A 24,515-nucleotide genomic window follows, 5' to 3' on the forward strand; every position below is an offset into this window, starting at 1 on the left:
CGCCACCCCCCCAGTCGGATCCCCCACTGATGCTGCCAGCCCGCATGCTCGACTGCGGCATAGTGAGAGCCATGGCTGAAGTTCGCAACATCCCCGAGGCCCGCCACTACGAGATCACCGTCGACGGCGAACACGCCGGCCTGGTCGCCTACGTCGACTCCGACAATCAGCGCATCCTCTACCACACCGAAGTCGACGACAAATTCGAAGGCCAGGGCCTGGCAGCCACCCTGGTCTCGGAGGCCATGGCCGACACGCAGGCGGCAGGCAAGCGCATCGTCCCGGTGTGCCCCTATATCGCCAAGTACGTCCAACGGCACCACGATTTCGACGACGCGCTCGACCCCGTCACCCCCGCTGCCCTGGCCGCTGTCGAATCCGCTCAAGGTTAGGGCCGTCTGGCTCCGAGCGGATTCCGGCACCTGACCATTCGGAGCGCCCTACGATCGGCGGGATGCCGACCGTCAACACTGCCCGCGGACCCATCGACACAGCTGATCTCGGTGTCACGCTCATGCACGAGCACGTGTTCATGATGTCGACCGAGCTCACCCAAAACTATCCGGAGTCCTGGGGCGACGAGGCCACCAGGGAAACCGATGCGATCGCGCGCCTCAACGAACTGAAGGCCCGCGGCGTGGACACCATCGTCGACCTCACGGTGATCGGCCTCGGCCGCTACATCCCCCGCATCGCGCGGATCGCCGAGGCGACCGACCTCAACATCGTCGTCGCGACCGGCCTGTACACCTACAACGACATCCCGATGACGTTCCACTTCCGCGGCCCCGGCACCGCAATGGACGGGCCGGACCCGATGGCCGAGATGTTCGTCCGCGACATCGAGAAGGGCATCGCCGACACCGGGATCAAAGCCGCAATCCTCAAGTGCGCCACCGATGAACCAGGCGTGACACCCGGTGTGGAGCGGGTACTCCGCGCCGTCGCGCAGGCACACCGCCAGACCGGTGTGCCGATCTCCACCCATACCCACGCCGCGTCCCGCCGCGGGCTCGAGCAGCAGCGCATCTTCGCCGAGGAGGGCGTCGACCTCTCCCGCGTCGTGATCGGCCACTGCGGCGACACCACTGACATCGGCTACCTGGAGGAGTTGATCGCAAACGGTTCCTACATCGGCATGGACCGGTTCGGCATCGACGTGTTCCTGCCGTTCGAGGACCGGGTCAACACCGTCGCCACCATGTGCGAACGCGGCCACGCCGAGAAGATGGTGCTCTCGCACGACACCTGGTGCTACTTCGATGCGCTGCCCGACGAGTTGACCACCGCGGCACTGCCCAACAGCAACTACCTGCACATCCACAACGACGTGATCCCCGCGCTCACACAGCGCGGAGTCACCGACGATCAGATCACCACGATGCTCGTCGACAATCCGCGCCGGATCTTCGACCGCAAGGGCGGGTACTGACGTGCCTGCGTCGGTCCCGCCCATCGGCACCCAGGTAGCGCAGCTGGCCGCGACCGATCCCGACCGGCCAGCGGTGACGTGCGACGGGTACACCATCACCCGCGCCGAACTCGACCGCTCGACCAACCGGCTGGCCCGCGCCTACGCCGAATTGGGCGTCGGACAAGGCGATTACGTGACGATCAGCGTGCCGAACTCGATCGAATGGGTGCAGGCCACGCTGGCCACGTGGAAACTCGGTGCGGTTCCACAGCCGCTGTCCCCCAGGCTGCCCGAGGCGGAGTTCGCCGGGATACTCGGCTTGCGGCCGCGCGCGCTCGTCGTCGGTCGCGACGCCGGGGAAACCCCTTGGGTGCCTGCCGGTTTCACGCCGGACCCCGACCTGTCGGACAAGCCGCTGCCGGAAGCGGTGTCGCCGACCTGGAAGTCCATGGCCTCGGGCGGCAGCACCGGGCGCCCCAAGCTGATCGAGGCGGGCGGTGACAGCCGGGTACCCGCCCTGATCGGGGCACCGCTGGGCGCCCAGGACGACGACGTCACGCTGATGTCGGTGCCGATGAGCCACAACACCGGCTTCACCACCTTCGCGATCGCGCTGCTGATGGGCCAGCATCTGGTCCTGATGCCGAGGTTCGAGCCGGCCGAGTTCCTGCGCCTGGTGACCGAGCACAGGGTCTCCTTCCTGACCACCGTGCCCACGATCATGCAGCGACTGCTGCCTGTCTATCGGGCTGACCCGGGTTCCTATGACCTGTCCTCGATTCGGCGGTTGTGGCACGTCGGCGCGCCGTGCCCGCCCGCGGTCAAACAGGCGTGGATCGACCTGCTCGGGCCGGAGGTGGTGTGGGAACTCTACGGCGGCACCGAACTTCAGGCGCTGACGTTCATCTCGGGCGAGCAGTGGCTCGGCCACCCCGGTTCGGTCGGCGTCGTGGTGGCCGGGGAGATGAAGGTGCTCGACGACGACGGCCGCGAGTGCCCGCCCGGGGTGACCGGCGAGATCTACATGCGGCCGGGGCCAGACAGCGCGCCGACGTACCGCTACGTCGGCACGACGGCGAAAAGCCGTGACGGCTGGGATTCCCTCGGCGATCTGGGCTACTTCGACAACGACGGGTTCTTGTATCTCAATGACCGGCGCGTCGACATGTTCACCGTCGGCGGCCGCAACGTTTACCCGGCCGAGATCGAAGCCGCGCTGTCGGCTCACCCGGACATCCTGTCTTGCCTGGTCGTCGGTGTGCCGCACGAGGATCTGGGCCAAGTGCCATACGCGCTGGTGCAGAAGACCGACGGTTCGGGCCTGGACCCCGAAACGGTCAAGGACTTTCTCGGCGAATCGCTTTCGAGCTACAAGGTGCCCAGCACGGTGGAGTTCGTCGACACCCCGTTGCGGGATGACGCGGGCAAGGCCCGGCGCTCCGCGGTGCGCGACGCCGTCATCGCGCGATCGGCTCGGGCTCCGGGGTAATCGAGCTGTCCAGCGGCGGCACCGGGCGCTGGCGGCGGTACTCCCACCTGCGCAACGCCTCCCGGCACGGCGACTCCACGAGCGCGTAGCTCACCGCCGCGAGCGCGAACCCGAAAATCGTCGTCAGCACCAGGACCACAAGCATCCGGCCGTTGAACATGAACTCACCAAGCATCGGGAACACCATCGCCAGGGCGGCCAGATGCCAGACGAACAGCCCGTAGGACCAACGCCCCAGAGTCACCATCGCCGGGCTGCCAAGGATCCGGTGACCGGTGCCGGGACGGTCGAGCACCAGCGGCGCCAGCAGCGCACCTGCCACCACCGCACCCATCGCCGTCTTCAACGTCACCTGCCCGACCGAACCGGGATGCAACCCCTCAAGCCCTGCCAACGGCGAGGCGGCGATCCCGAACGCCACCGCAGCGATGACGGCCATCAGCACACGCTTCCGGGCCAGTCGGTGCATCCAGCCGACCGGGCTGACGGTGAGTTCGGCCAGCACCATGCCCGCGGCGAACCAGGAGAAGAACGCCGGCGGCCAGTTCCACGGGTTGAGCCCCGTGCTGCCGTCGAACGGGATGCGCACCCACGCCAGGCTGAGCGCGGCCACCGCGATGATGACGCCGATGCGGGCCCGCACCGGCAATCGGCGGGCCAGCAGCGCCAGCAGCGGCAGCGCCAGATAGAAGGTGACCTCCACCGACAGGCTCCACATCTGCGTGAGCCCGGCCGTCAGGGTCAGCGGCACGTAGATCTGGGTGAGGCTCAAGTTGGCCAGCCACACCGTCAGATCGGCCTTGGCCTCCGGCAGCAGCAATAGGATCAGCACGACCGCCACCACGTAGCCGGGCATGATGCGCACCACCCGCGACCTCAGATAATGCCCCGTCGGGGGACGCGGGCGCAGTCCACGGGCGGCGGCGGCGTGGCCGCGCCACAGCAGAAAACCTGACAACGCGAAGAACACCGCGACCGCAAGGTCGAACCGGCCGAAGATCCTGCCGGTGACTCCCCCGGTGTGCCCGGTCTGGAACGCGACATGCGTGAGCACCACGCCCATAGCCGCACAGGCGCGCATCCCTTCGACCGCCGGCAGGAAACTGCGTGTCCCGCCGACCTCGGTTTCTCCGGTGGCCACGGCGACCAGTGTGCCGGGCCGCCGCGACCACGCCAACTGCGGGTTAACGCCCCCGGCGGGTGCCGTCGTAGTAAGTGATGGCCTTAAATAGTGCTGTTAGGGTCGAACGGGTTTGCCTCAGGATGAGTCAGCCCACACCGAAGGAGGCCCGGTTTGAACCGCGCTGTGGCGCTGCGTATCGCGGCATGTGGACTCATGGGGTTGGGTGCTGCCCTGTTGATCGCCGCACTGTTGCTGACCACTTACACCAAGGGCAAGATCGCCAAGATTCCGCTCGACCTGGACACCACACTGGTCAGTGACGGAACTGCGACCGCCTTCGATCCCGCATCACTGTTGGCGGACAAGTTCTCGGTCGACCGGAATGTGCCGGTCGCCCTACAACGGCAGATCAGCGTGGAAGCGCCGTCGAACGCCGAAGTGGTGACGTTGCAGGTGGGCAGTTCACTGCGCCGCACTGACCGCCAGCAGGAAAACGGTCTGCTGTTGGCGATGGTCGACACCGTCACCATGAACCGCAACTCTGCCGAGGCGATCTCCAGCGAGAACAACCCCGGTGGCGCGGTGCAGAAGCCGCGCGCCATCGAGGAAGAGAAGCCGCCGACGAGCATCGCCCTGCCACACGAGGGGCTGACCTACCGGTTCCCGTTCGACACCGAGAAGAAGACGTATCCATTCTTCGATCCGATCGCGCAGAAGGCGTTCGACGCCAACTACGACGGCGAGGAAGACGTCAACGGCCTGACCACCTACCGGTTCATCCAGAACGTCGGCTACGACGGCGAGGGCAAACTGGTTGAGCCGATCAAGTATTCGTCGTTGTACGAGGATGATGCCGACAGCTCCGTGACCGCACGCGCCGAGGTGTGGGGCGTGCCGGGCGAGCCGGAGGAATCGATCACCATGGATCGGTACTACGCCGCGCAACGCACTTTCTGGGTGGATCCGGTTTCGGGCACCATCGTCAAGGCCGACGAACACGGCTACCAGTACTACGCGCGCGATGCCCTCAAGCCCGAGGTCACCTACGTCGACTACAAGGTCAGCTCGAACGAGGAGACCGTGGAGTCACAGGTCTCCTCCGCCCAGGACGAGCGGGACCGGGTTTCACTGTGGTCACGCATCCTGCCGATCACGTTCACCGCGTTGGGACTGTTGGCGTTGGTCGGTGGTGCAGTGCTGGGATCCTTCGCCGTGCGGGCCGAGTCGACGCTGATCGACCCAGGGCTCGACACCGCCGATCACGGCTTCTTCGACACGCAAGGCATCCAAGTGCCCGGCGCGGAGGCGAAGACCGAGAAGCTGCCCGCACAGCGGCCGTCTGACCTGCCACCGGACCGACCGATCTGAGTTTTCGCCCCTACCTGCTGCCGGCCTACTCGCTGGCACTGTCGTTACTGGTGACGGCCCCGCTGCTGGCACCCGGTTATTTGCTGCTGCGCGATGCCGTGTCGACGCCGCGGTCGTACCTGACTGACGCTGCACTCGGCTTGTCCGAGGCGGCGCCACGGGCCGTACCGCAGGATTTCTTCGTCGCGGTGGCCTCGACCGTGCTCGACGGCGGCGTGGTGATCAAGGCGCTGCTGGTCGGGGCGCTGTGGCTCGCGGGCTGGGGTGCCGCGCGACTCGCGGCTGTGCTGGTTGGGGCGGCGCTGCCCGGCCAGTTCATTGCGGCGACGCTGGCGATCTGGAACCCCTACGTGGCCGAGCGGCTGCTGCAGGGCCATTGGAGTCTGCTGGTCGGATACGGCTGCCTGCCCTGGGTGGCGGCGACGGTGGTGCGGCTGCGCACTGGATCTGGATCTGGATCTGGGTCGGTCTGGGCTCTCGCGTTCTGGATCGCCTTGGCCGGGTTGACGCCGACCGGTCTGATGCTCGCCGCCACCGTGGCACTGGTCTGCGTGGCGGTGCCGGGCAACGGTTTACGTCGGTGGCGGGTCACCGCCCTTGGGTTGGGTGTCTCGGTTCTGGCGGCGGTGCCGTGGTTGGTGGCCGCCGCGGTGGGAGGCGGGGTTGCGTCGTCGGCCTCGTCGGCTGGCGTGCATGCCTTCGCGGCGCGCGCCGAACCCGGATTGGGGACCCTGGGCAGCCTGGCAAGCCTGGGCGGCATCTGGAACGGTGATGCGGTACCCGTCTCTCGCACCACACTTTTCGCGGTGATCGCCGCGGTGGTGCTGCTCGGCGTGGTGGCTTTGGGCCTGCCGGTGGTGTTGCGCCGCCCCGCCGCGGTACCGCTGCTGGTGTTGGCTGCCGTCGCGGCTGTCGTCCCGTCTTTGATGGCCACCGGACCTGGCTTGGCCGTCGTTGAGGCTGTGACGACGGCGGTGCCAGGACTCGGCGTGGTACGCGACGGGCAGAAATGGGTGGCGCTGGCCATGCCTGGATACGCGGTGGCCGCGGCTGCTGCTCCGCTGACTTTGCAACGGCTACGGGTCCCTGCCGGGGCCGCCGCCGCGGTGTGTTGCGCGGCGCTCATCGCGGTGCTGCCCGACCTGGCCTGGGGGGTCGGGGGCCAGATGCGGGCCGTGCACTATCCGCCGGGCTGGGCGTCAGCTGCCGCGGTGATCAACTCAGATCCCCGCCCGGTCGCCGTGCTGCCACCCGACAGCATGCGGCAGTTCTACTGGGCCGGTTCGGCTCCCGTACTGGACCCGCTGCCCCGCTGGGTACAGGCCGAAGTTCTGTCGACGGGTGATCTGGTCATCGGCGGCAAGATCGTGCCCGGCGAGGGAGCGCGGGCCCGCGAGGTTCAGGACCTTCTGCGCTCGAGCGCCTCACCCGAGCAGTTGGCCGATGCCGGTGTCGGCTGGTTGGTGGTCGAAACCAACGGTGTCCCTTCGGATTTGCCGTTGCCGGTGGCCCACCGCGACGACGACATCACGGTGCACCGGATCGGCGGCTCGGCGGCGAGTTCGCCGCATCGGGGACTGATGATCGCCGCGCATGTGGTGTGGCTGGCGATGCTGGTGGGCGGCGCGGTCGGGATGGCGATCAGGACATTTCGACGTACGCGCCGGACGACGACACGTTCGTAACGTGGTGGCGGCACTGTCGACCAGATTTTCAGTCCGGCCTCTCTCACCGCCGGCGGCACAGTTGGGTGTCGACCGGCCCGCCTATTAGCGACAAAGTCGCTGAAACCGCCTCGTGTGCAACCTCTTTCACTTGAGCCCCACGCCGCCAGTAGCATCGGCCACTCGCGCCCTCACGAGCCTTAGGAGTCACGGAATTTCGGGTGTCCGCCTATTAGCGACATTGTCGCGCGCAGCGCGGGCGCGTAACAATCGGGGCCCATGTGGCACAGGATGCTGGTGTAGCAATTGTGGTCGATACTGCCGTGATCGAAGTGGTATGTGTTGCCCCAGTGGCAGTTTCCGCGACAGTGTCGCTAATAGGCGGGCGAACCCATATGTGTTCTGGGTTAGACCAAACCACTGACGTAGCGGCCCCCGCATACCGACTCCAGCACGCTGCGCATCGCGTCGGCGCTTTGCGCCCAAGAGAATTCGTCGCTGCGGGTCTGGGCCTTGCTGCCCAGTTGAACCCGTAGCACCGGATCGGACAGCAACTGCCGCAGTCCGTCGACGAGGCCGTCACGGTCGTCGACCAGCAGTCCCGTGACGCCGTCGACGATCGAATCGGTCAGTCCGCCGGAGGCTCGGTAGCCGATGGTGGGCACGCCGTGTTGTGCGGCTTCGGTGACCGCCAACCCCCAGCCTTCTTTGCGCGACGGTAGGACATGCACCCAGCTCTGCTGGAGCACACGGTGTTTGGTGACATCGTCGACGTGGCCGTGGAACGTCACCGCGTCGGTGATGCCGAGCAGGTTCGCGTGATCGACCAGGCGCTGCTGCCACCAGCCGCCACCCAGGATGTCCAGGTGCAGCCCGGGGACGTCGGCCCGTAATTGCGCGACAGCCTCCAGGGCGTCCTCGATCTGCTTGTGTGGAACCAGCCGGGACAGCACAACGAGCCTTGGGGTCTGCGAGCGCGGCAGCTCCAGTGTCGGCTCTGGTGCTTCGTCAAGACCGTTGCGTACCACGGCAATCCGGCCCGAATCCACGCCGAGCTCGTTGAGATCGCGGGCCGAGGGCAGTGACACCGTGACGTACTGGTTACGGCGGTGCAGCCGTGGCGACAATCTCGACTCGACGAACCAGCCCACCCGGCCCATCAACGGGCCGGCCACCGGCCACAGCTCACGGTGACAGTGATGCACCAACACCGCCACCCGCCTGCCGAACGCCAGCCTGGCCAGGAAGGGCAGACCGTTCTGGGTATCGAGGACGACATCGGGGCGGACCCGTCGCAGCGGACCGAGGCCGACGCGGGCCAGCACCATCGCCAGCCCGGCCCAGATGTAGACGGAATAGGGGCCGCCGCCGCGGCTGATCCGCACGCCGTCGACGACCTCGTTGCGGGCGGCCCCGGGATAGCGCGCCGTGCGCAATGTGACGTCGACGCCGTTGCCGGCCAAACATGCGCCGATGCGCTGTACGTATGTCTCGCTGCCGCCACCCTGCGGATGTGCGGTATCCCGCCAGCACAGCAGCAGCACGCTCCGCAGCGGGGGAGCGTCAGCAACCGGACGGGCAGACATCCGTTTGAGGGTACCGGCCAGTACGTTGGGCGAGTGAATCCGACCGACCGCTTTGCCCGCCGGGCGACATTGCACCGGTCGGTGCGACTGCTCTCGCAGTTCCGGTTCGAGCAGAGCGCGCCCGCCCGGTTCTACGGCGCACTGGCCGCCGACACGGTCGAGATGGTCGCTGACCTATGGACGGGCACCACGGGCGAGGACCCCGCCGCACGCACGGTGCTCGACGTTGGCGGCGGGCCCGGCTACTTCGCGTCGGCATTCGAGGCGGCGGGAATGCGCTACATCGGCGTCGAGCCGGATCCGCGCGAAATGCATGCAGGCCCGGCCGGCGAACCCGGAGCGGGCAGGTTCGTGCGGGCGTCCGGCATGGCCCTGCCGTTCGCCGACGCCAGCGTCGACATCTGCCTGTCGTCCAACGTCGCCGAACATGTGCCGCACCCGTGGCGGCTGGGCAACGAGATGCTGCGGGTGACGCGCCCCGGCGGCTTGGCGGTGTTGTCCTACACGGTCTGGCTCGGGCCGTTCGGAGGCCACGAAATGGGGCTCACCCACTATCTGGGCGGGGCCCGGGCCGCCGAGCGGTACACCCGCAAACACGGGCACCGGCCGAAGAACGACTACGGATCGTCGTTGTTCGCGGTATCGGCGGCCGACGGGTTGCAGTGGGCGGCCAGCACCGGCGCGCTGGTCGCTGCATTTCCTCGCTACCACCCACGATGGGCGTGGTGGATGACGTCGGTGCCCGGGTTGCGGGAATTCACTGTGAGCAATCTCGTGCTGGTTTTGCGGCGGTCAATTGGAACAGGTTCTCGTTTGACGGCGGACTAGGTAATGTGACGGCCATGACACAGAGTTCATCCAGCGCGACCGCCACTTCGCGGACAGAATTCGACAAACTGTTCATCGGTGGCCAGTGGGTCGAGCCGTCGACCTCCGAGATCATCGAAGTCTTCTCCCCCGCGACCGGCGAAAAGGTGGGCCAGGTTCCGCTGGCAGCCGAGGCCGACGTCAACGCCGCCTGCGCCGCGGCGCGCAAGGCGTTCGACGAGGGCCCGTGGCCCAGGATGTCGCCTGCTGAGCGGCAGGCCGTGCTGGCCAAGACCGTGGAGCTGGTCAACGAGCGGGCCGACGAGTTCAAGCACCTGCTCAAGTTGGAGACCGGCCAGCCGGCCACGATCGTCGACATGATGCAGTTCGGCGCAGGAGTCTCCGGCCTGCAGTACTACTCCGGCGCGGCCGACAAGTTCACCTGGAAAGACATCCGCGACGGCATCTACGGCCAGACCATGGTGGTCAAGGAGCCCATCGGTGTGGTTGGCGCCGTCGTGGCCTGGAACGTGCCGTTCTTCCTGGCGTGCAACAAGCTGGGCCCCGCCCTGCTCGCAGGCTGCACCGTGGTGCTCAAGCCTGCTGCCGAGACGCCGCTGACCACCAACCTGTTCGCCGAGGTGTTCGCCGACGCCGGCCTGCCCGAGGGTGTGCTGTCGGTGGTTCCCGGCGGTGTGGAGACCGGCCGCGCGCTGACCAACAATCCCGAGCTCGACAAGTTCACCTTCACCGGGTCCAGCGCCGTCGGCAAGGAGATCGGCAAGATCGCGGCCGAGAAGCTCAAGCCCTGCACGCTGGAGCTCGGCGGGAAGTCCGCGGCGATCATCCTCGAAGACGCCGACCTGGACTCCACGCTGCCGATGCTGGTCTTCTCCGGACTGATGAACTCCGGCCAGGCCTGCGTCGGGCAGACCCGGATTCTCGCTCCGCGTTCGCGCTATGACGAGGTGGTTGAGAAGCTCGCCGGCGCGGCCGCCGCGATGCAGGTCGGCCTTCCCGACGATCCCGCAGCGATGATCGGCCCGCTGATCAGTGAGAAGCAGCGCGAGCGCGTCGAGGGCTACATCAAGAAGGGCGTCGAGGAGGGCGCGCGCATCGTCACCGGCGGTGGCCGCCCCGAGGGGCTGGATTCGGGTTGGTTCGTGCAGCCGACGGTGTTCGCCGACGTGGACAACTCGATGACGATCGCTCAGGAGGAGATCTTCGGCCCGGTGCTGGCGGTCATTCCGTTCGACACCGAGGACGACGCCGTGCGTATCGCCAACGACTCGCCGTACGGCTTGGCGGGCAGCGTGTACACCACCGACTTCCCCAAGGCCATCGAGATCGCATCGAAGATCCGCACCGGCACCTACGCGGTGAACATGTACGCATTCGACCCGGGCGCGCCGTTCGGCGGGTACAAGAACTCCGGCATCGGCCGGGAGAACGGCCCGGAGGGCATCGAGGCCTACACGCAGGCCAAGAGCGTGCTGCTGCCGTTCGGCTACACCCCGGAGTAGTTCGCGCATGAGAAGGTGCTCATCTTCGGCTCCTCAGTGCCTCATCTGGGGCGGCGAACCTTGTGATGTCGGGAAACCACTCACAAGTAGGAGCACCTCATGCAACGACCCGAGATGTGGAAGACCCTCACCGTCGGCCTGGCGCTTGCCGGGCTTGGCTTCGTCGGCGCGGGAACCGCTTTCGCGGACAGCGTTCCGCGTCCCGTCCCTATGACCAGCACGCTGGCGCTCGACGACGATGACGACTGGGGCGACGACGACGGCTGGTGGGATGACGACGGCTGGGACGACTAGCTGCCGGCAGGCCGCATACCGGGTTCGCGACGCTGTGACGAGCGTGCAGGCTTTCGGGGCCAGAATTGCCATTTGGTACCAGGAACCTGCACGCTCGCCACAGTGCGCCGGAGGGTAGGTCAGGTCCAGGACCTGGTCACGGCAACTCCTCCAGCCGGTACCCCATACCGCGCAGCGTGACGAACCGGTCGGCGCCCAGCTTGCGCCGCAGGTACCGGACGTAGACGTCGACGACATTCGAGCCGGGGTCGAAGTCGTAGCCCCACACGTGGCTGAGCAGTTGTTCACGTGACAGCACCTGCCCGGGGTGACGCAGAAACGTTTCGACAAGAGCGAATTCGCGCGCTGACAGGTCGATCGTTTCGCCGCCGACCCGTGCCCGACGGGTTCGCAGATCCAGCTGGAGACCACCGTAGGACAGCACCGTCAGCTCGGCGGCCCGGTTCGACGTCAACCGCAGCCGGACTCGGGCAAGCAGCTCCTCGAACCGAAACGGCTTGGGCATATAGTCGTCCGCCCCGCCCTCCAAACCGGCAACAGTGTCGTGCACGCTGTCGCGGGCGGTCAGCACGATCACCGGGATGGGGTTTCGGTCGGCCCGCAGTTTGCGCAGCACGGTGAAACCGTCCATGTCCGGCAGGCCGATATCGAGAATCATCAGGTCGAATCCACCGGTCACTGCGTACTCGTACGCCGCGCCGCCCTCGGCCACGACCGTGACGGCAAAGCCATTGGCGGACAAGCCTTTCTCGATGAACGACGAGATCCGCTGCTCGTCCTCGGCAATCAGGATGCGGGCCATGACCGGCCTTCCGGAACGGCTGGGACGACCAGGGTGAAAGTGGCGCCGCGGCCGGGCGCGCTGTCAAGCAGCACGTCGCCGCCGTGCGCGACGGCGATGGCCCGCACGATCGCCAAGCCCAGACCTGCGCCGTCAGACCGGCGCCCGCCCGCGCCGCCCCGCCCGAACCGTTCAAAGATCCGGGACCGGTCGGCTTCATCGATGCCAGGTCCGGTATCGGACACCCAGAACCGCAACCAGCCGCCCGACAATTGGGAGCCCACCCCGATACGGTCACCGGGTTGGGTGTAGCGACAAGCGTTGTCGGCCAACGCCACCAGCGCCTGCGTGATCCGCTGCGGGTCGAGCACCGCCACTGTCCGGGCGCAGGAATCGAGGGTGAACTCGCGCTCGCCGAGCCGGCTCACCTTCCCGAACGCGTCCGCAGTCAGGGCGCCGATGTCGACCTGAATCGGCTGCAGGAAGGCGGGCTGCTCAGCGCGCGCCAACAGCAGCAGGTCCGAGACCATGCGGTTCATCCGGTCCAGTTCGTCGTCCACGAGCGCCACGGTCGATTCCACGTCCGCCCGGTCGCCTGGATCGAGCACTTCCAGATGGCCGCGCACGATCGTGATGGGGGTCCGCAACTCATGGCCGATGTCGTCGATGAAGCGGCGCTGCGCGGACACGCCGGCCTCGACCCGGTCCAGCATCCCGTTGACCGTCCCGACCAGCGCATCCAGCTCGTCGCCCTCGCCGCTCGACGGAATACGTTGCGACAGATCGGTTTCGGTGATTCTCCGGGCGGTATCGACCACATCCCGCAGTGGCCGCAGAATACGCCCGGCCACCACCCAGGCCGCGCCCGCCGCACCCAGTACCGTGAGGGCGCCGACAATCAGCATCAGCCGGGCGGCGTCGTCGGCGCTGCCCCGTTCGGCGTCGCTGAGGTAGGCGGCGACGATGACGCCGTGGCCCGGATCCCCGTCGAGAGTCACCGGGATGGCGAGATAACGCACGTCACCGGCCTCGGGATGCTCGTAGTTGCCGTCGGTGGGCACGGTCAGCTCCGCGACGCGGGCGGTGAACTCCGGGTCACTGGCGAGCACCTCCGGAGTGCCGGGTTCCTGGCGGCTCTGGGTGCGGTATTCGCCGTCGACGTAGCCCAGGAACTTCTCGTTGGGCCGGGCGAGGTTGTAGGCGATGGCTTCGCGGATCACCTCGTCGACACTGGTGAACGGTTCACCGGTGCGGGGATTGACGCCGGGCGCGGTCAGTTCGGTGAACTCACTGACCTCGAACCGCAGCGCCTCGTCGATCCGGGTGTTGATGCCCGAGACCAACAGCCGCCAGGTCACGAACGTGACGATGCCCAATGCCGCCAGCACCAGTAGCAGCATCCACGCGATGATCCTGGTCCGCGCGGTGGAGGGCAGCAGTGTGCGCACGCGGGACCGTGCTGCACTGCGGGGCATCGCCGACATCCTGGGGTTGGTGGGTGGGTTAAACCCATACTGCCCGGTGGGCGGCTCCGCGAGGGTGCCGCGTTCAGTCATCCAAGCCGTCGTCATCGCCGTCGTCGCCCCACGGGCCGCTCTGGATCGCCGGGGCCTGGGTGACCGGCGGTGGCGGTGCGGGGACGCCTGCGGGATCGCTCGGGGGCGGTGCGACGGATTCCGCGGTCGGGGGCCGCTGCGGTGCATGTACGACGATCGGCCCGATCGGCTCGTCATCGGCGTTCGAGGTCATCGACACACCGATGGCGGTCGCGGCGCCGGCAATTGCCAGCGCCGCGATCGGTATCAGGATCGTCGCGCGCACATCGTCAAGCCTGCGGGATCGCAGTCGCGTGTCGGTGAGATGCAGATGAGAACGCTCTCATCTAAGCCCGCAGCCACCTGGCGCACACGAACTCACCATTGACCGCAGACTCGGCGAGCACCCATTCCGAGCGCACCGGCAGCACCCGCGACCCGGCGCCCAGTGAGCACGGCGCGTAGCTGACGATCATCTCGTCGATCAGCCCGGCCGCGACGAACTGAGCGGCGACGTCCCCGCCACCGATCACCCAGATGTCCTTGCCTGCCGCCGCGGAAACGAGCTTGGAATGCAACTCGGTGGCATCGCCGTCGAAGGCGGCCACCGGATGTCCGTCGGCAATGATCTGCGGCCGGTGGGTCATCACCCAGGCGGGCTGGTCGTACATCCACTCACCGGGTTGGTTTTTCACGATCCACTCGTAGGTGGCCGAGCCCATCACCAGTGCGCCAATGGTTTTGATGAATTCCTCGTAGCCGAACGGCCCACCTTGATCGATGTCTCGCGATAGCAGCCAGTCCAGGCTGTCGTTGTCGTCGACGATGTAGCCGTCCAGGCTTGATGCGGTGTAATACACGGTCTTGCTCATCAGTCCCTCCTCATCCATTCCAGCGGGTCGCCCCGGTCGGTGTCGACACCAAGGCGCGCGAGCATCGCGCGGGCGAGACACCGCCGGTGCGCCGAATAGGTCAATACATGCGCGACGATCCCGTACAGCTGAAAGGATTCCGGCGGGTCACACAGTGCGTCGATCACAGTGTCTGCCAGCCGGCCCGCGGCGGCGTATTCGGAAACCACTGTGGTCCAGCGTTTTCCGATGTTCTCGTGGTGCGCGGCCAGCTGCGTGGCGGTCGCCTCGGAGGTCGTGGTGCGCGACGGGAAGTCGTGACCCTCGATCGTGGCGAGCCACACCTCTTTCGTCCACACGATCGCGCCGAGCACCGCGGCCACGCTGGGCTCCGGGCCATCCCAGTCCAGCACCACCTGCCCCGGCGAAACCTCCTGCGCCCATTCGGTTTCCGACAGCGCGGTGGCCTGCTCGATCAGGTACGCGGTGTCGGCGACGTCGTGCACCAGCATGAACTGCGAAACGTCTGGACCCGGTTTCTCGGCGGCTCGGCCGTCACACCACAACGAATGCGGTGGATGAAAATGCACACCGTTCGGCGCTGCCAACCGAAATCCGACATCACCGGCGCGCGACGGCGGCACTCCATATGCACGGCGGAAAGCCCGGGAGAACACTTCGGCCGACGACCACCCCTCCGCCGCAGCGACCTCGGCCACGCCCTCGCCCTGTCGCAGACGCCACGCCGCGCGTTCGAGCATGACGCGCCGCCGCAGCGCCGCCGGTGGTTCCCCCGTGAGCCGGCGTACCTCCCGGGAGAAGTGGAATTCCGATGCGTAGCTGCTGCGCGCCATCTCGCCGACACCAGAGTTCTCGGCATCGACGACCGCGTCGAGCAACTCCCGCAGCCGGTCCCGCCCATTCGGTTCCACGCTCACATCCACCGAGTATTGTCGGCCGACGCCGCCACGGACATGACTTTTCCTGCTGTTCCCTCAGGTGTCGAGCACCTCGTTGACCCGCGCTTCGACATCGGCGTGGTCACCGAGGTCTGCGAGGTCGATTCCGAATCTGCCGGTCAACGCGTCGAGCACTTGTGCTGCGGTGTCGAACCGGATCCGCTCGGTACCACTGCCACTGTGGATTGCCAGGTTGCGCCCGCGCAGGTTGACTCTGGCCTCGTCGGTGATCAGTGCCGCCGTCAGCCCGACGACAAAGATGGACTTCGGATACGTTGACACATACCAACTTCCGACTTCGAGATCGATGCGTGGCCGGGGCGCGGTAGTGAAGGTGTACAGCGGCTGCCATTGCCCGCGGATCTGTGCCGACAGCACATAACCGTCTTCGTGGTCGACCAGCCGGTAGGGCTCGTGGCGGGTTTCCTGGACCGGGCCGGCCTCCAACCGGATGGGCGAGGACAGCGTCTGGCCACCGAATCCGACATCCACCAGGTAGCGCCCGTCGACACCTGGCACCGTCACGGCCAGCACATTGTGCGTCTGGGCGGGCAGCGGCGCGTCGGGCTCTTTCATCCAGACCACCCGACCGGCCAGCCGGTCGACGCCGAAGCCCATCTCCTCCAGCACATAGCCGAGCAGGCCGTTGTGCTCGTAGCAGTATCCGCCGCGGCGGCGGTCGACGAGCTTGTCAGCCAACGCCGCGAAGCTCAGATCGACCACCGGGATGCCCAACAACGGGTCGAGGTTCTCGAACGGGATGGACCGGTTGTGCGCGGCGACGACAGTGCGCAGCGTCTCGAGATCGGCGCGGGCCGGCCCCGTGAAGCCGATGCGGGCGAAGTATCCGGTGAGGTCGGTTGCCATGCGCCCATCGTGCGACCTCAAGAGCGGTTCAGGTCAACCGGGCCCAGTGGGACACTGAGCCTATGGCTGCGCATCTCACCGAACGACTCCGCGAGGACCTGCTGGCGCGCTGGTCTGAATCCCACCGCAAACATCACAACGTCGCTCACCTGCACGAGATGCTCGACGCGATCGGAAGCCTGGCCGACGAAGGTGTGCAGTTCGACCGCGAAGCCGTCGAACTGGCGGCGTGGTTCCACGATGCGATCTATGAGATCGGCCGTGACGACAACGAGGAACGTTCGGCGCAGCTGGCGCTTGACCTGCTGTCCGGCTCTCCGCTGCGTGACGAGGTGGCCCGATTGGTGCGACTGACCAAGACGCACCGAGTGGAAGACGGTGACGTCAATGCCGCCGTGCTGAGCGACGCGGACCTGTCGGTGCTCGGCAGCGAGCCGGAACGCTACCGGCAGTACGCGGCGGCGGTACGCGAGGAGTACGCCGACATCCCCGACGACATGTTCAAGCCGGCACGCGCGCAGGTGCTGACCACTCTGATGGAGGGCCGCCTCTACTACACCGAGCCGGGGCAACGCCGGTGGGAGGAAACCGCCCGCCGCAACCTCACGGCCGAGATCGCGGAGCTCACTTCTTGAGGCATCTTTATGTCAGGCGCTGACGCTTAAATCCGCGATACACCGTTCAACCGCTGGGCACCGGCGGGCTGCGCCGACCGCGGTTTTGCGCGTTTCCAGCGGCTGCGCCGGCGCCACCCACTCGACCAATAACCCCCCGGCGACCTGCACTCTTGAGAGGATGGAGCCGCAACCTGGGTATTATGGAAAACTAGAACACGTTTCAATTTCACGCGTGCCCATATTCAAGGGGGAACCTGTGGCCGGCACCGACATCGACCCACCCGAGATCACCAAGTGGGATCCGGGCCTGACCGAGAAGGTCATGGGCTGGCTGCGGCCGCTGATCAAGGGCTATCACCGCGCCGAGGTTCGCGGGCTGGACACCTTCCCCAACGGCGGTGCTCTGGTGGTGTCGAATCACTCCGGCGGGCTGTTCCCGATGGACGTGCCGGTGTTCGCGACGGGCTTCTACGAGAAGTTCGGCTACGGGCGGCCGGTCTACACGTTGAGCCACGACATGCTGATGGTCGGGCCCACCGCGGACTTCTTCAAGAAGACGGGCTTCATCCGGGCCAGCCACGAGAACGCCGACGAGGCGCTGCGGTCCGGCGGGGTGGTCGTGGTTTTCCCGGGCGGCGACTTCGACGTGTATCGGCCGACGCTGTCGGCGAACAAGATCGACTTCGACGGCCGCACCGGATACGTGAAGGCCGCGCTCAACGCCGGGGTTCCGATCGTCCCGATGGTCGGTATCGGCGGTCAAGAGGCCCAGCTCTTCCTGTCGCGCGGGACCGCGATAGCCAAGGCGCTGGGTCCGATCGCGCGGTTGGCGCGGACCAAGATCGTGCCGTTGTCGTTCGGGTTTCCATTCGGGCTTTCGGCGGTGCTGCCGCTCAACGCACCACTGCCGACCAAGATCGTGATGACGACACTTCCGCCGATCGACGTCGTCGCCGAGTTCGGTGAGGATCCCGATATCGACGAGGTCGACGCCCACGTCCGCCACGTCATGCAACGGGCACTGGACGAGTTGGCCGAGGAACGCCGCTTCCCGGTGATCGGCTGACCTCCGTGGGGCCGCTGGATCGCCTGACCGACGCCGCCGGTCTCGTCGCCACGATGCGCCGAGCCGGCGTGATAGCAGTGTTGCGACCGGACAAATATGTCCGCATCGCCGCCGCGATGGCCCGCGAAAACATGGGCGTCACATCGGGTTTCGCGAGCTCCGCGCAGCGGTGCCCGGGTCGGCCCGGCCTCGTCGACGAGCTCGGCACACTCACCTGGAAAGAAATCGACCAGCAGGCCGACGCGTTGGCGGCCGGACTGCAGGCGTTGCCGGGCGGGGCGCCCGGGTCTGATGTCGTCGCCGGGGCGGCTCCGACGGTGCTGGGGATCATGGCCCGCAACCACCGCGGGTTCGTGCTGTCACTGATCGCGGCCAACCGCATCGGCGCCGACGTCCTGCTGCTGAACACGTCGTTCGCCGGCCCGGCACTGGCCGAGGTGGTGACCCGCGAGAAGGTCGACGCGGTCATCTACGACGAGGAGTTCACCGGCACTGTCGATCAAGCACTTGCCGGGCATCCGCATGCGGCGCGGATCGTGGCCTGGACTGACACCAAAGCGCACGAGAGGACCGTCGAGAAGCTGATCAACGAGTTCTCGGGCCAAGAGCCTCGGCGCGCGACCCAGAAGAGCCGAGTGATCCTGCTGACCTCAGGAACCACCGGAACTCCCAAGGGCGCCAAGCATTCCGGCGGCGGACCGGAGGTGCTCAAGTCGATCCTGGACCGCACGCCGTGGCACGCGGAGGAGCCGGTGGTGATCGTGGCGCCGATGTTCCACGCCTGGGGGTTCTCCCAGTTGGCATTCGCGGCGTCGATGGCATGCACGATCATCACGCGACGCAAGTTCGACCCGGAGGCCACCCTGGAACTCGTCGACCGGCACCGGGCCACCGGGCTGTGCGTGGTTCCGGTGATGTTCGACCGGATCGTGGATCTGCCCGACAATGTGCTGCGCCGCTATGACGGCCGTTCGTTGCGGTTCGCCGCCGCGTCCGGCTCCCGCATGCGACCCGACGTCGTCATCAAGTTCATGGACCGCTTCGGCGATGTCATCTACAACAACTACAACGCCACCGAAGCCGGAATGATCGCCACCGCCACCCCGGCCGACCTGCGCGCCGCACCCGACACAGCGGGAAAACCCGCTGAGGGCACCGACATCCGCATCCTCGACGCCGCGTTCGCCGAAGTCCCCACCGGCGAGGTGGGCACCATCTACGTGCGCAACTCCACCCAGTTCGACGGCTACACCTCTGGCTCCACCAAGGACTTTTACGACGGCTACATGTGCTCGGGGGACGTGGGGTATCTGGACGAGGCGGGCCGGTTGTTCGTGGTGGGCCGCGACGACGAGATGATTGTCTCGGGTGGAGAAAACGTGTACCCGGTCGAGGTGGAGAAGGTGCTCGCCGGCCATCCCGACGTCGCCGAGGCCGCGGTGATCGGGGTGGACGACGAACAGTACGGCCAGCGGTTGGCGGCCTTCGTGGTGCTGTCGGGTGCCGTGTCGGCTGACGACCTCAAGGCATATGTTCGGGAAAACCTCGCCAATTACAAAGTGCCACGGGAGATCACAGTGCTCGACGAGTTGCCGCGCAACAGCACCGGCAAGATCGCACGCCGCGAACTGCAGGATCGGGTGAATGGCTAAACCGCTGCTGACCGCGGCCGTTGAGTTGCTCAACGCTGCCAATGCGGCGAAACCGCTCGGCCGCAAGGGCTACACCACCATCGCCGCGTTCGCGTTCGGCTGGCCGACGTCGGAGAACGCGCCGCTGGTCACCACCGTTTCGGTGATGGACGTTCTACGCCGCGCCATCCGGGGCGACTACGGCTCAAACAGCGGTCGAATCTCATTGCTACTCAAGGCTATTTCCTGGGCAATGCTGTACCGGGTACACCGCCGCGGCGTGGCATCCCAGCCCTATTTCGAAGATCCGCTGCGCGAGGCCCTCGGCGCGGACTACGCGGTGGCGCCGCGGCCGATACGACGCGGTGAGCTGTTGTCCACCTCGTGGAGCCGGCGCCGTTACGCACAAAAGACTGTGCGTTACGGCCCGCACGGGGCCAACCTGGCCGATATCTGGATGCGCACCGACCTGCCACGCGACGGCAAGGCCCCGGTGCTGCTGCAGGTGCCCGGCGGAGCCTGGATGATCGGAATGCGCCGCCCGCAGTCATATCCGCTGTTGAGCCACCTTGCCGAGCGGGGCTGGATCTGTGTGTCGATCGGCTACCGCATCAGCCCGCGTCATCCGTGGCCCAACCACATCATCGACGTCAAACAGGCACTGGCGTGGGTGAAGGCCAACATCGCCGAATACGGTGGTGATCCGGATTCGGTGTGCATCACCGGTGGTTCGGCGGGTGGGCATCTGACGGCGCTGGCCGCGTTGACGCCGAACGATCCCAAGTGGCAGCCCGGATTCGAGGATGCCGATACCTCTGTCGTCGCAGCGGTGCCGATCTATGGCCGCTACGACTGGTTCAGCACCAGCGGCACCGGGCGTGGCGAGTTCATGGAGATTCTGCAGCGGCTGATCGTCAAACTACCGCTGGCCGACAACCTTCAGGTGTACCGCGACGCGTCGCCGATCACCCTGATACGAGCCGATGCTCCACCGTTTTTCGTTCTGCACGGGGTCAACGACTCACTGATCCCGGTGGGCGAGGGCCGCGAGTTCGTCGCGGCTTTGCGGGAGGCATCGACATCACCGGTGGTATACGCCGAAATCCCGCACGCCCAGCACGCTTTCGACTTCTTCGGCTCACCGCATGGGCATTACACCGCCGACGCGGTCGAGAAGTTCCTCAACTGGGCGTTGGCGAAGCGCTGACCCACCGGTCCTGCCGTGGCCGCGGTGCGGCAAGCTCAGAAAGGGCCGACATGAACAAGTGATCCATCTGGGGGCTCAGCTCGGACAGCGTCGCGGCGCTCGCATAGCTCGCCGAGCCGAAGACGCGTTCGAGCGCATCGGTGGCGGTGGTGGTCCCGAGCGAAAGACACAGGCACCCAACGCCGTCCAGGCGAAGTTCCTGGAGGGCCTGGTGCGCGTCGGCTTCGGCGTAACGGCCCTCGTACTCGTGGTCGTACGGGAAACCGTCCGACAAAACGAGCAGCAGCCGATTCGGTGTCCCTGCTTGTGCCTTCAGGATTTCCCCTGCGCCTCGGATACCTGCGCCGAGGCGCGTGTAGCCCGACGGTTGGAGCTGGTTCAGCCGGGCCCGCTCGACGGCGCTGAAACGTTGTCCGAACGTCTTGATCGCCGGCAGGTGGACAGCTTGTCGACCGTGGGACCGGAAAGCGTAGACCGCGACCCGGTCGCCGAGTTCTTCCAGCGTGAGGGCGAGAGTAGCGGCCGCCCGGCGCTGACGATCATGCACGGTGAACCCGTCCGTGTCGCCATCCGTAGCCGACCCGGACGCATCGATCAAGATGAGGACACCGAGGTTGCGCGCAAGCTTGCGCCGCTCCAGATAGACGTGTTCCGGCGGTGAGTAGCCGGAGCGAAGATCGACGAAGAGGTCGATGAGGGCCTCGACGTCGAGATCGTCGCCATCGGCGCGGCCCCGCAGCACCTTGGGGCCGAGTCCGACGCGCGACAGCCGGCGCCGCAGGACGTCGTCGAGCGGCACGTCGGCTGCTGATACGTCGGCGGGGGCCGTCAACGGAAAGTCGATGACCCGACACCAATCAGGTCGATACCGATTGTTGAAGACATCCCACTCGGGGTGCAGCGCGCCACCGACGCCGATTGCAGCACCGGGTTTACCGTCGTCGGTGAACTGGATACGCGTAGGCGCCGGCCGGGCGTTGGGCCCGACCTGATCGACTCGTCGCACGGCGCCCGCCCGCAATTCGCCGCCGGCTGCGTCATCCGCACCGGCCCGCGATTTACCCATGAGCTTGCGGAGGAATTCCGAGAGCCCCTGCGACGTGAATGCCGGTGCAGCGAAGAGCTTCAGAATCTTGCTTTCCTCGGCGTCCTCGTTGGCTTCGGCGTCGTCTTCGGCATCGTCCGAGTCGGCTACCCCGACCTCGAGCTGCAGGTCCTTGTCAGTGGCCCGGGCTCCGGGAGTGGTCTCGGACGTCGACAGCCGGGCCGGCTTGATGGCGCCGAACCAGCGCGGCGGCTCGGCCACCGGCTTTCGGCTCCTTGCCATCTGGAGTGATTCCACGGCGGTGCGGGTGCACGGTTCGGAGTCGACGGCGGCACTGACGCCGGCCGCGAGCGGGTTGTGACACGCGAGCTCGGCCAGGACGCGGACGCCCTCGAGGGCCAGATACCGGCGGGCGAGCGCGGGGCGGCCGCGCAGTGACCGCACCAGGCGCCGATCCAGACTTCCGGCGCCGAGCAACGCACTCTGGACCACCACCTCGCGGCGCTGCTCGTCTGCCGACCGGTCCGCCGACACGCAGATGACCTTGCCGTCGGTGTAGGCCGCCGCGGCCGGGGCAGCGGCGATCTCGACCGACCGGCCGGCGAGATACGTGGCGAGGAGCCGGAAGCGGTCGGTCTCAGTCACGGCCGGGGCAGGACGGCGTCGACCAGTTCACCAAGCGCGCGGACGATGGCCGGATCGTCGGAGAGGACCTGGACGACAGCCGAATGCACGGCGCTGTGCAGGCTCAGCCCTTCGGCCACCAATCCCCCGGCAAGGATCAGCATCCGGGTGGAGGCGACTTCACGCAGCGGCGATCCGTCGAGGTTGCGGATGGCGTTGCCAAGCGTGACAAGGGTCCGTGCGGTCTCACCGTCGATCCCTGCCTCGTAGCCGACGACCTCTGTCTCGATCTCAGCGGGCGGGAAATCCAGCTCGATCGCGATGAAGCGTTGCCGCGTGGACTCTTTGAGATTCTTGAGCACGCTCTGATAGCCGGGGTTGTAGGAGATGACCAGCTGAAATCCCGGCGCCGCAGGCAATGTGATGCCGAGGCGGTCGACGGGGAGCTCGCGGCGATGGTCGGCGATCGGATGGATGACGACGGTGGTGTCCTGACGCGCTTCGACGATTTCGTCGAGGTAGAAGATGGCGCCTTCACGCACGGCCCGCGTCAACGGTCCGTCCACCCAGACAGTTTCGCCACCCTTGAGCAGGAACCGGCCGACCAGATCGGCCGATGTCATGTCCTCGTGGCCTGCCACGGTGATCAGTTCGCGTCCGAGCTCGTGGGCCATGGCCTCGACGAAACGGGTCTTGCCACATCCGGTCGGGCCCTTCAGCAGCACAGGCAGGCCGCGGCCCGCGGCCGCCCGGAACACCGCGGCCTCATCGCGCACCGGCCGGTAGAACGGCGACGGTGAACCCGTTTCGGTGATCGCCCGGAACTTACTGACCGTCATCGCTGTTCGCTCCCTGGATCGGCACGACGGGCGGCATGGTCGCCCCTTCCGGCAGGACCAGTTGACCCTCGTGGTTGATGTATCCCGAACGATGTGTCGGTAACGGCAGGTCGGGGTTCGGGCACGGCCGGTCGGTCCCTTCGCCGCAGATGCCGGGGTTGAAGTAGGACCGCTTCTGCACATCCTCCGGCCACGGATCGGCCTGCGTGCCGAGCCAGGTCGCCGGAACGTTGTAGAAGAGGAAGAAGCACGCGCTGACACCGCCGAAGATCGCCAGGAAGCGGATGAACTGTTGCTTGACGAATCCTCCACGGATCTGGTCGATTCCGCGCTCGACCAGGGTGTGGCCCCGGTCATCGGTGAAGAACCGCAGGCAGACAAGCGCCGTCTGGACGCCGCCCCACATCAGCCCCTCGTAGATGGGCCACTGGTAGTAGGTGCCGGCGTTGAACGACAACGACTGGATGGCGCCGGGGTAGGAGTAGAAGCCGATCGGCAGGAGGATGAGCGCCTCCATGATGAAGTCGAAGACGAAGGCGATCGCATAGGTGACCAACACCAGCCGCAGATTGCTGATGCCGGGCCAGCGGTTCTTGATCTTTCGCATGATCGCGCATCCGACGATGGTGAGCAGCAGGACGCCGAACGCGTAGCCGGGGACATTGGTCAGCAGCGGTTCGGGCACCGTGTGGCCCGGTTCCTCGTGCGCCACCCAGCCCGGGAAGTGCGGTGCCCAGGAACCCTGGTTGAACAGCCATGCGTTGTACGTACACCAGGTGCTGTAGTAGTTGAGCATCGGATCCTGGAACATCATCAGGCCCATTGACACCGCCAGCATGCCGTCGAGCGTGATGCGCCGTTCCCGCACCCAGGGCCGAATGAGGAAGAACCAGAGGGCGAATGGCGTTCCGATCCAGAGGACGACCGCGTTGGCGATCAGCGGGATCTTCATGTACAGCGGTGGCTCGGTCGGGCCCCCCGACACCTGCTCGAAATAGGGGCCGGTGACCCACCGGGTGATCAAGTACAGCGTCAGCACCAGAAATACGCCACCGACAGTCGCCCAGATCTTGAACGCGTTCGATGACGACGAGCCTTGCTTCTCGAGGTCAGCGATTCCGCTGATCGATTCGGTGACTGCGGGTTTCTTGTTCGACAGGTCGCTCACAACGCCTCCTGAATATTCGCGTCGGCACGCGCGGTCCGCCGAAAATATACCAATGAG

23 protein-coding genes are annotated in these 24,515 nt (G+C 66.7%); 12 read left to right on the forward strand and 11 right to left on the reverse strand.

Features of this window, described 5'->3' with window-relative positions; all coding sequences use genetic code 11:
• Positions 1 to 71 precede the first annotated feature (71 nt).
• From ABQF30_RS16665 to ABQF30_RS16675, 3 genes are all read left to right on the forward strand, one after another.
• The gene (locus ABQF30_RS16665; protein ID WP_448465660.1) at positions 72 to 392 is read left to right on the forward strand and encodes a GNAT family N-acetyltransferase; all 321 of its coding nucleotides are present in this window, start codon (positions 72 to 74) and stop codon (positions 390 to 392) included.
• 62 nt (positions 393 to 454) lie between these two features.
• A complete protein-coding gene (locus tag ABQF30_RS16670; protein WP_448465662.1) occupies positions 455 to 1,432 on the forward strand; it encodes a phosphotriesterase family protein in 978 nt (325 codons plus the stop codon).
• 1 nt (position 1,433) lies between these two features.
• The gene (locus tag ABQF30_RS16675) at positions 1,434 to 2,903 is read left to right on the forward strand and encodes an AMP-binding protein (RefSeq protein WP_448465664.1); all 1,470 of its coding nucleotides are present in this window, start codon (positions 1,434 to 1,436) and stop codon (positions 2,901 to 2,903) included.
• Here the strand turns inward: ABQF30_RS16675 and ABQF30_RS16680 are convergent.
• Positions 2,872 to 3,984 carry an acyltransferase family protein gene (locus ABQF30_RS16680; protein ID WP_448465882.1) on the reverse strand — a complete coding sequence of 371 codons (1,113 nt, stop codon included), beginning with the start codon at positions 3,982 to 3,984 and terminating at the stop codon, positions 2,872 to 2,874. The genes ABQF30_RS16675 and ABQF30_RS16680 overlap by 32 nt on opposite strands.
• A gap of 213 nt (positions 3,985 to 4,197) precedes the next feature.
• Between ABQF30_RS16680 and ABQF30_RS16685 the strand changes: the two genes are divergently transcribed.
• Positions 4,198 to 5,394 carry a cell envelope lipid trafficking protein PgfA gene (locus ABQF30_RS16685; RefSeq protein ID WP_448465666.1) on the forward strand — a complete coding sequence of 399 codons (1,197 nt, stop codon included), beginning with the start codon at positions 4,198 to 4,200 and terminating at the stop codon, positions 5,392 to 5,394.
• A 17-nt stretch (positions 5,395 to 5,411) separates the two neighbouring features.
• Positions 5,412 to 7,079: an MmpA family trehalose lipid delivery protein gene (locus tag ABQF30_RS16690; protein WP_448465884.1), complete on the forward strand. Its 1,668-nt coding sequence runs from the start codon at positions 5,412 to 5,414 to the stop codon at positions 7,077 to 7,079.
• Between the two features lie 386 nt (positions 7,080 to 7,465).
• Here the strand turns inward: ABQF30_RS16690 and ABQF30_RS16695 are convergent, their stop codons facing one another.
• Positions 7,466 to 8,644: a glycosyltransferase family 4 protein gene (locus tag ABQF30_RS16695; protein WP_448465668.1), complete on the reverse strand. Its 1,179-nt coding sequence runs from the start codon at positions 8,642 to 8,644 to the stop codon at positions 7,466 to 7,468.
• 33 nt (positions 8,645 to 8,677) lie between these two features.
• Here ABQF30_RS16695 and ABQF30_RS16700 point away from each other — a divergent pair, with 33 nt between their 5' ends.
• From ABQF30_RS16700 to ABQF30_RS16710, 3 genes are all read left to right on the forward strand, one after another.
• Positions 8,678 to 9,472, forward strand: a complete 795-nt coding sequence (locus ABQF30_RS16700; RefSeq protein ID WP_448465670.1) for a class I SAM-dependent methyltransferase — start codon at positions 8,678 to 8,680, stop codon at positions 9,470 to 9,472.
• Positions 9,473 to 9,486: 14 nt separating this feature from the next.
• Positions 9,487 to 10,974, forward strand: a complete 1,488-nt coding sequence (locus tag ABQF30_RS16705) for an aldehyde dehydrogenase (protein WP_448465672.1) — start codon at positions 9,487 to 9,489, stop codon at positions 10,972 to 10,974.
• Between the two features lie 99 nt (positions 10,975 to 11,073).
• Positions 11,074 to 11,268: a hypothetical protein gene (locus ABQF30_RS16710; protein ID WP_448465674.1), complete on the forward strand. Its 195-nt coding sequence runs from the start codon at positions 11,074 to 11,076 to the stop codon at positions 11,266 to 11,268.
• Between the two features lie 136 nt (positions 11,269 to 11,404).
• Here the strand turns inward: ABQF30_RS16710 and ABQF30_RS16715 are convergent, their stop codons facing one another.
• The 6 genes from ABQF30_RS16715 to ABQF30_RS16740 form a co-directional block, all read right to left on the reverse strand.
• The gene (locus ABQF30_RS16715) at positions 11,405 to 12,070 is read right to left on the reverse strand and encodes a response regulator transcription factor (protein ID WP_448465676.1); all 666 of its coding nucleotides are present in this window, start codon (positions 12,068 to 12,070) and stop codon (positions 11,405 to 11,407) included.
• Positions 12,055 to 13,524 (reverse strand): sensor histidine kinase, encoded by a 1,470-nt coding sequence (locus ABQF30_RS16720; protein WP_448465678.1) that lies wholly within the window; start codon positions 13,522 to 13,524, stop codon positions 12,055 to 12,057. The genes ABQF30_RS16715 and ABQF30_RS16720 overlap by 16 nt, the downstream gene beginning before the upstream one ends.
• Positions 13,525 to 13,597: 73 nt before the next feature.
• Positions 13,598 to 13,870 (reverse strand): hypothetical protein, encoded by a 273-nt coding sequence (locus tag ABQF30_RS16725; protein WP_448465680.1) that lies wholly within the window; start codon positions 13,868 to 13,870, stop codon positions 13,598 to 13,600.
• A 61-nt stretch (positions 13,871 to 13,931) separates the two neighbouring features.
• Complete coding sequence (locus tag ABQF30_RS16730) at positions 13,932 to 14,456, reverse strand: dihydrofolate reductase family protein (RefSeq protein ID WP_448465682.1); 525 nt, start codon at positions 14,454 to 14,456, stop codon at positions 13,932 to 13,934.
• Positions 14,456 to 15,367, reverse strand: coding sequence for a helix-turn-helix domain-containing protein (locus ABQF30_RS16735; RefSeq protein ID WP_448465886.1), 912 nt, complete (start codon positions 15,365 to 15,367; stop codon positions 14,456 to 14,458). The genes ABQF30_RS16730 and ABQF30_RS16735 overlap by 1 nt, the downstream gene beginning before the upstream one ends.
• A 63-nt stretch (positions 15,368 to 15,430) precedes the next feature.
• On the reverse strand, positions 15,431 to 16,261 hold the full coding sequence (locus ABQF30_RS16740) for an arylamine N-acetyltransferase family protein (protein WP_448465684.1): 831 nt from the start codon (positions 16,259 to 16,261) through the stop codon (positions 15,431 to 15,433).
• Between the two features lie 62 nt (positions 16,262 to 16,323).
• Between ABQF30_RS16740 and ABQF30_RS16745 the strand changes: the two genes are divergently transcribed.
• The 4 genes from ABQF30_RS16745 (at position 16,324) to ABQF30_RS16760 (ending at position 20,782) form a co-directional block, all read left to right on the forward strand.
• A complete protein-coding gene (locus tag ABQF30_RS16745) occupies positions 16,324 to 16,896 on the forward strand; it encodes an HD domain-containing protein (protein ID WP_448465686.1) in 573 nt (190 codons plus the stop codon).
• A 238-nt stretch (positions 16,897 to 17,134) separates the two neighbouring features.
• Entirely contained in the window at positions 17,135 to 17,944 is an 810-nt protein-coding gene (locus tag ABQF30_RS16750; protein WP_448465888.1) for a 1-acyl-sn-glycerol-3-phosphate acyltransferase, read from the forward strand.
• Between the two features lie 5 nt (positions 17,945 to 17,949).
• Positions 17,950 to 19,596 carry an acyl-CoA ligase FadD12 gene (gene fadD12, locus ABQF30_RS16755; RefSeq protein WP_448465688.1) on the forward strand — a complete coding sequence of 549 codons (1,647 nt, stop codon included), beginning with the start codon at positions 17,950 to 17,952 and terminating at the stop codon, positions 19,594 to 19,596.
• A complete protein-coding gene (locus ABQF30_RS16760; RefSeq protein WP_448465690.1) occupies positions 19,589 to 20,782 on the forward strand; it encodes an alpha/beta hydrolase in 1,194 nt (397 codons plus the stop codon). The genes fadD12 and ABQF30_RS16760 overlap by 8 nt, the downstream gene beginning before the upstream one ends.
• Here ABQF30_RS16760 and ABQF30_RS16765 read toward each other — a convergent pair.
• From ABQF30_RS16765 to ABQF30_RS16775, 3 genes are read right to left on the reverse strand one after another with little or no spacing between them, the layout of a single operon-like run.
• Positions 20,757 to 22,472, reverse strand: a complete 1,716-nt coding sequence (locus ABQF30_RS16765) for a nitric oxide reductase activation protein NorD (RefSeq protein ID WP_448465692.1) — start codon at positions 22,470 to 22,472, stop codon at positions 20,757 to 20,759. The genes ABQF30_RS16760 and ABQF30_RS16765 overlap by 26 nt on opposite strands.
• Positions 22,469 to 23,290 (reverse strand): CbbQ/NirQ/NorQ/GpvN family protein, encoded by an 822-nt coding sequence (locus ABQF30_RS16770; RefSeq protein WP_448465694.1) that lies wholly within the window; start codon positions 23,288 to 23,290, stop codon positions 22,469 to 22,471. The genes ABQF30_RS16765 and ABQF30_RS16770 overlap by 4 nt, the downstream gene beginning before the upstream one ends.
• Positions 23,277 to 24,458, reverse strand: coding sequence for a spirocyclase AveC family protein (locus ABQF30_RS16775; protein WP_448465696.1), 1,182 nt, complete (start codon positions 24,456 to 24,458; stop codon positions 23,277 to 23,279). Before ABQF30_RS16775 ends, ABQF30_RS16770 begins: the two co-directional genes overlap by 14 nt.
• Positions 24,459 to 24,515 lie beyond the last annotated feature (57 nt).

It is taken from the genome of Mycolicibacterium sp. XJ870 (assembly GCF_053483975.1).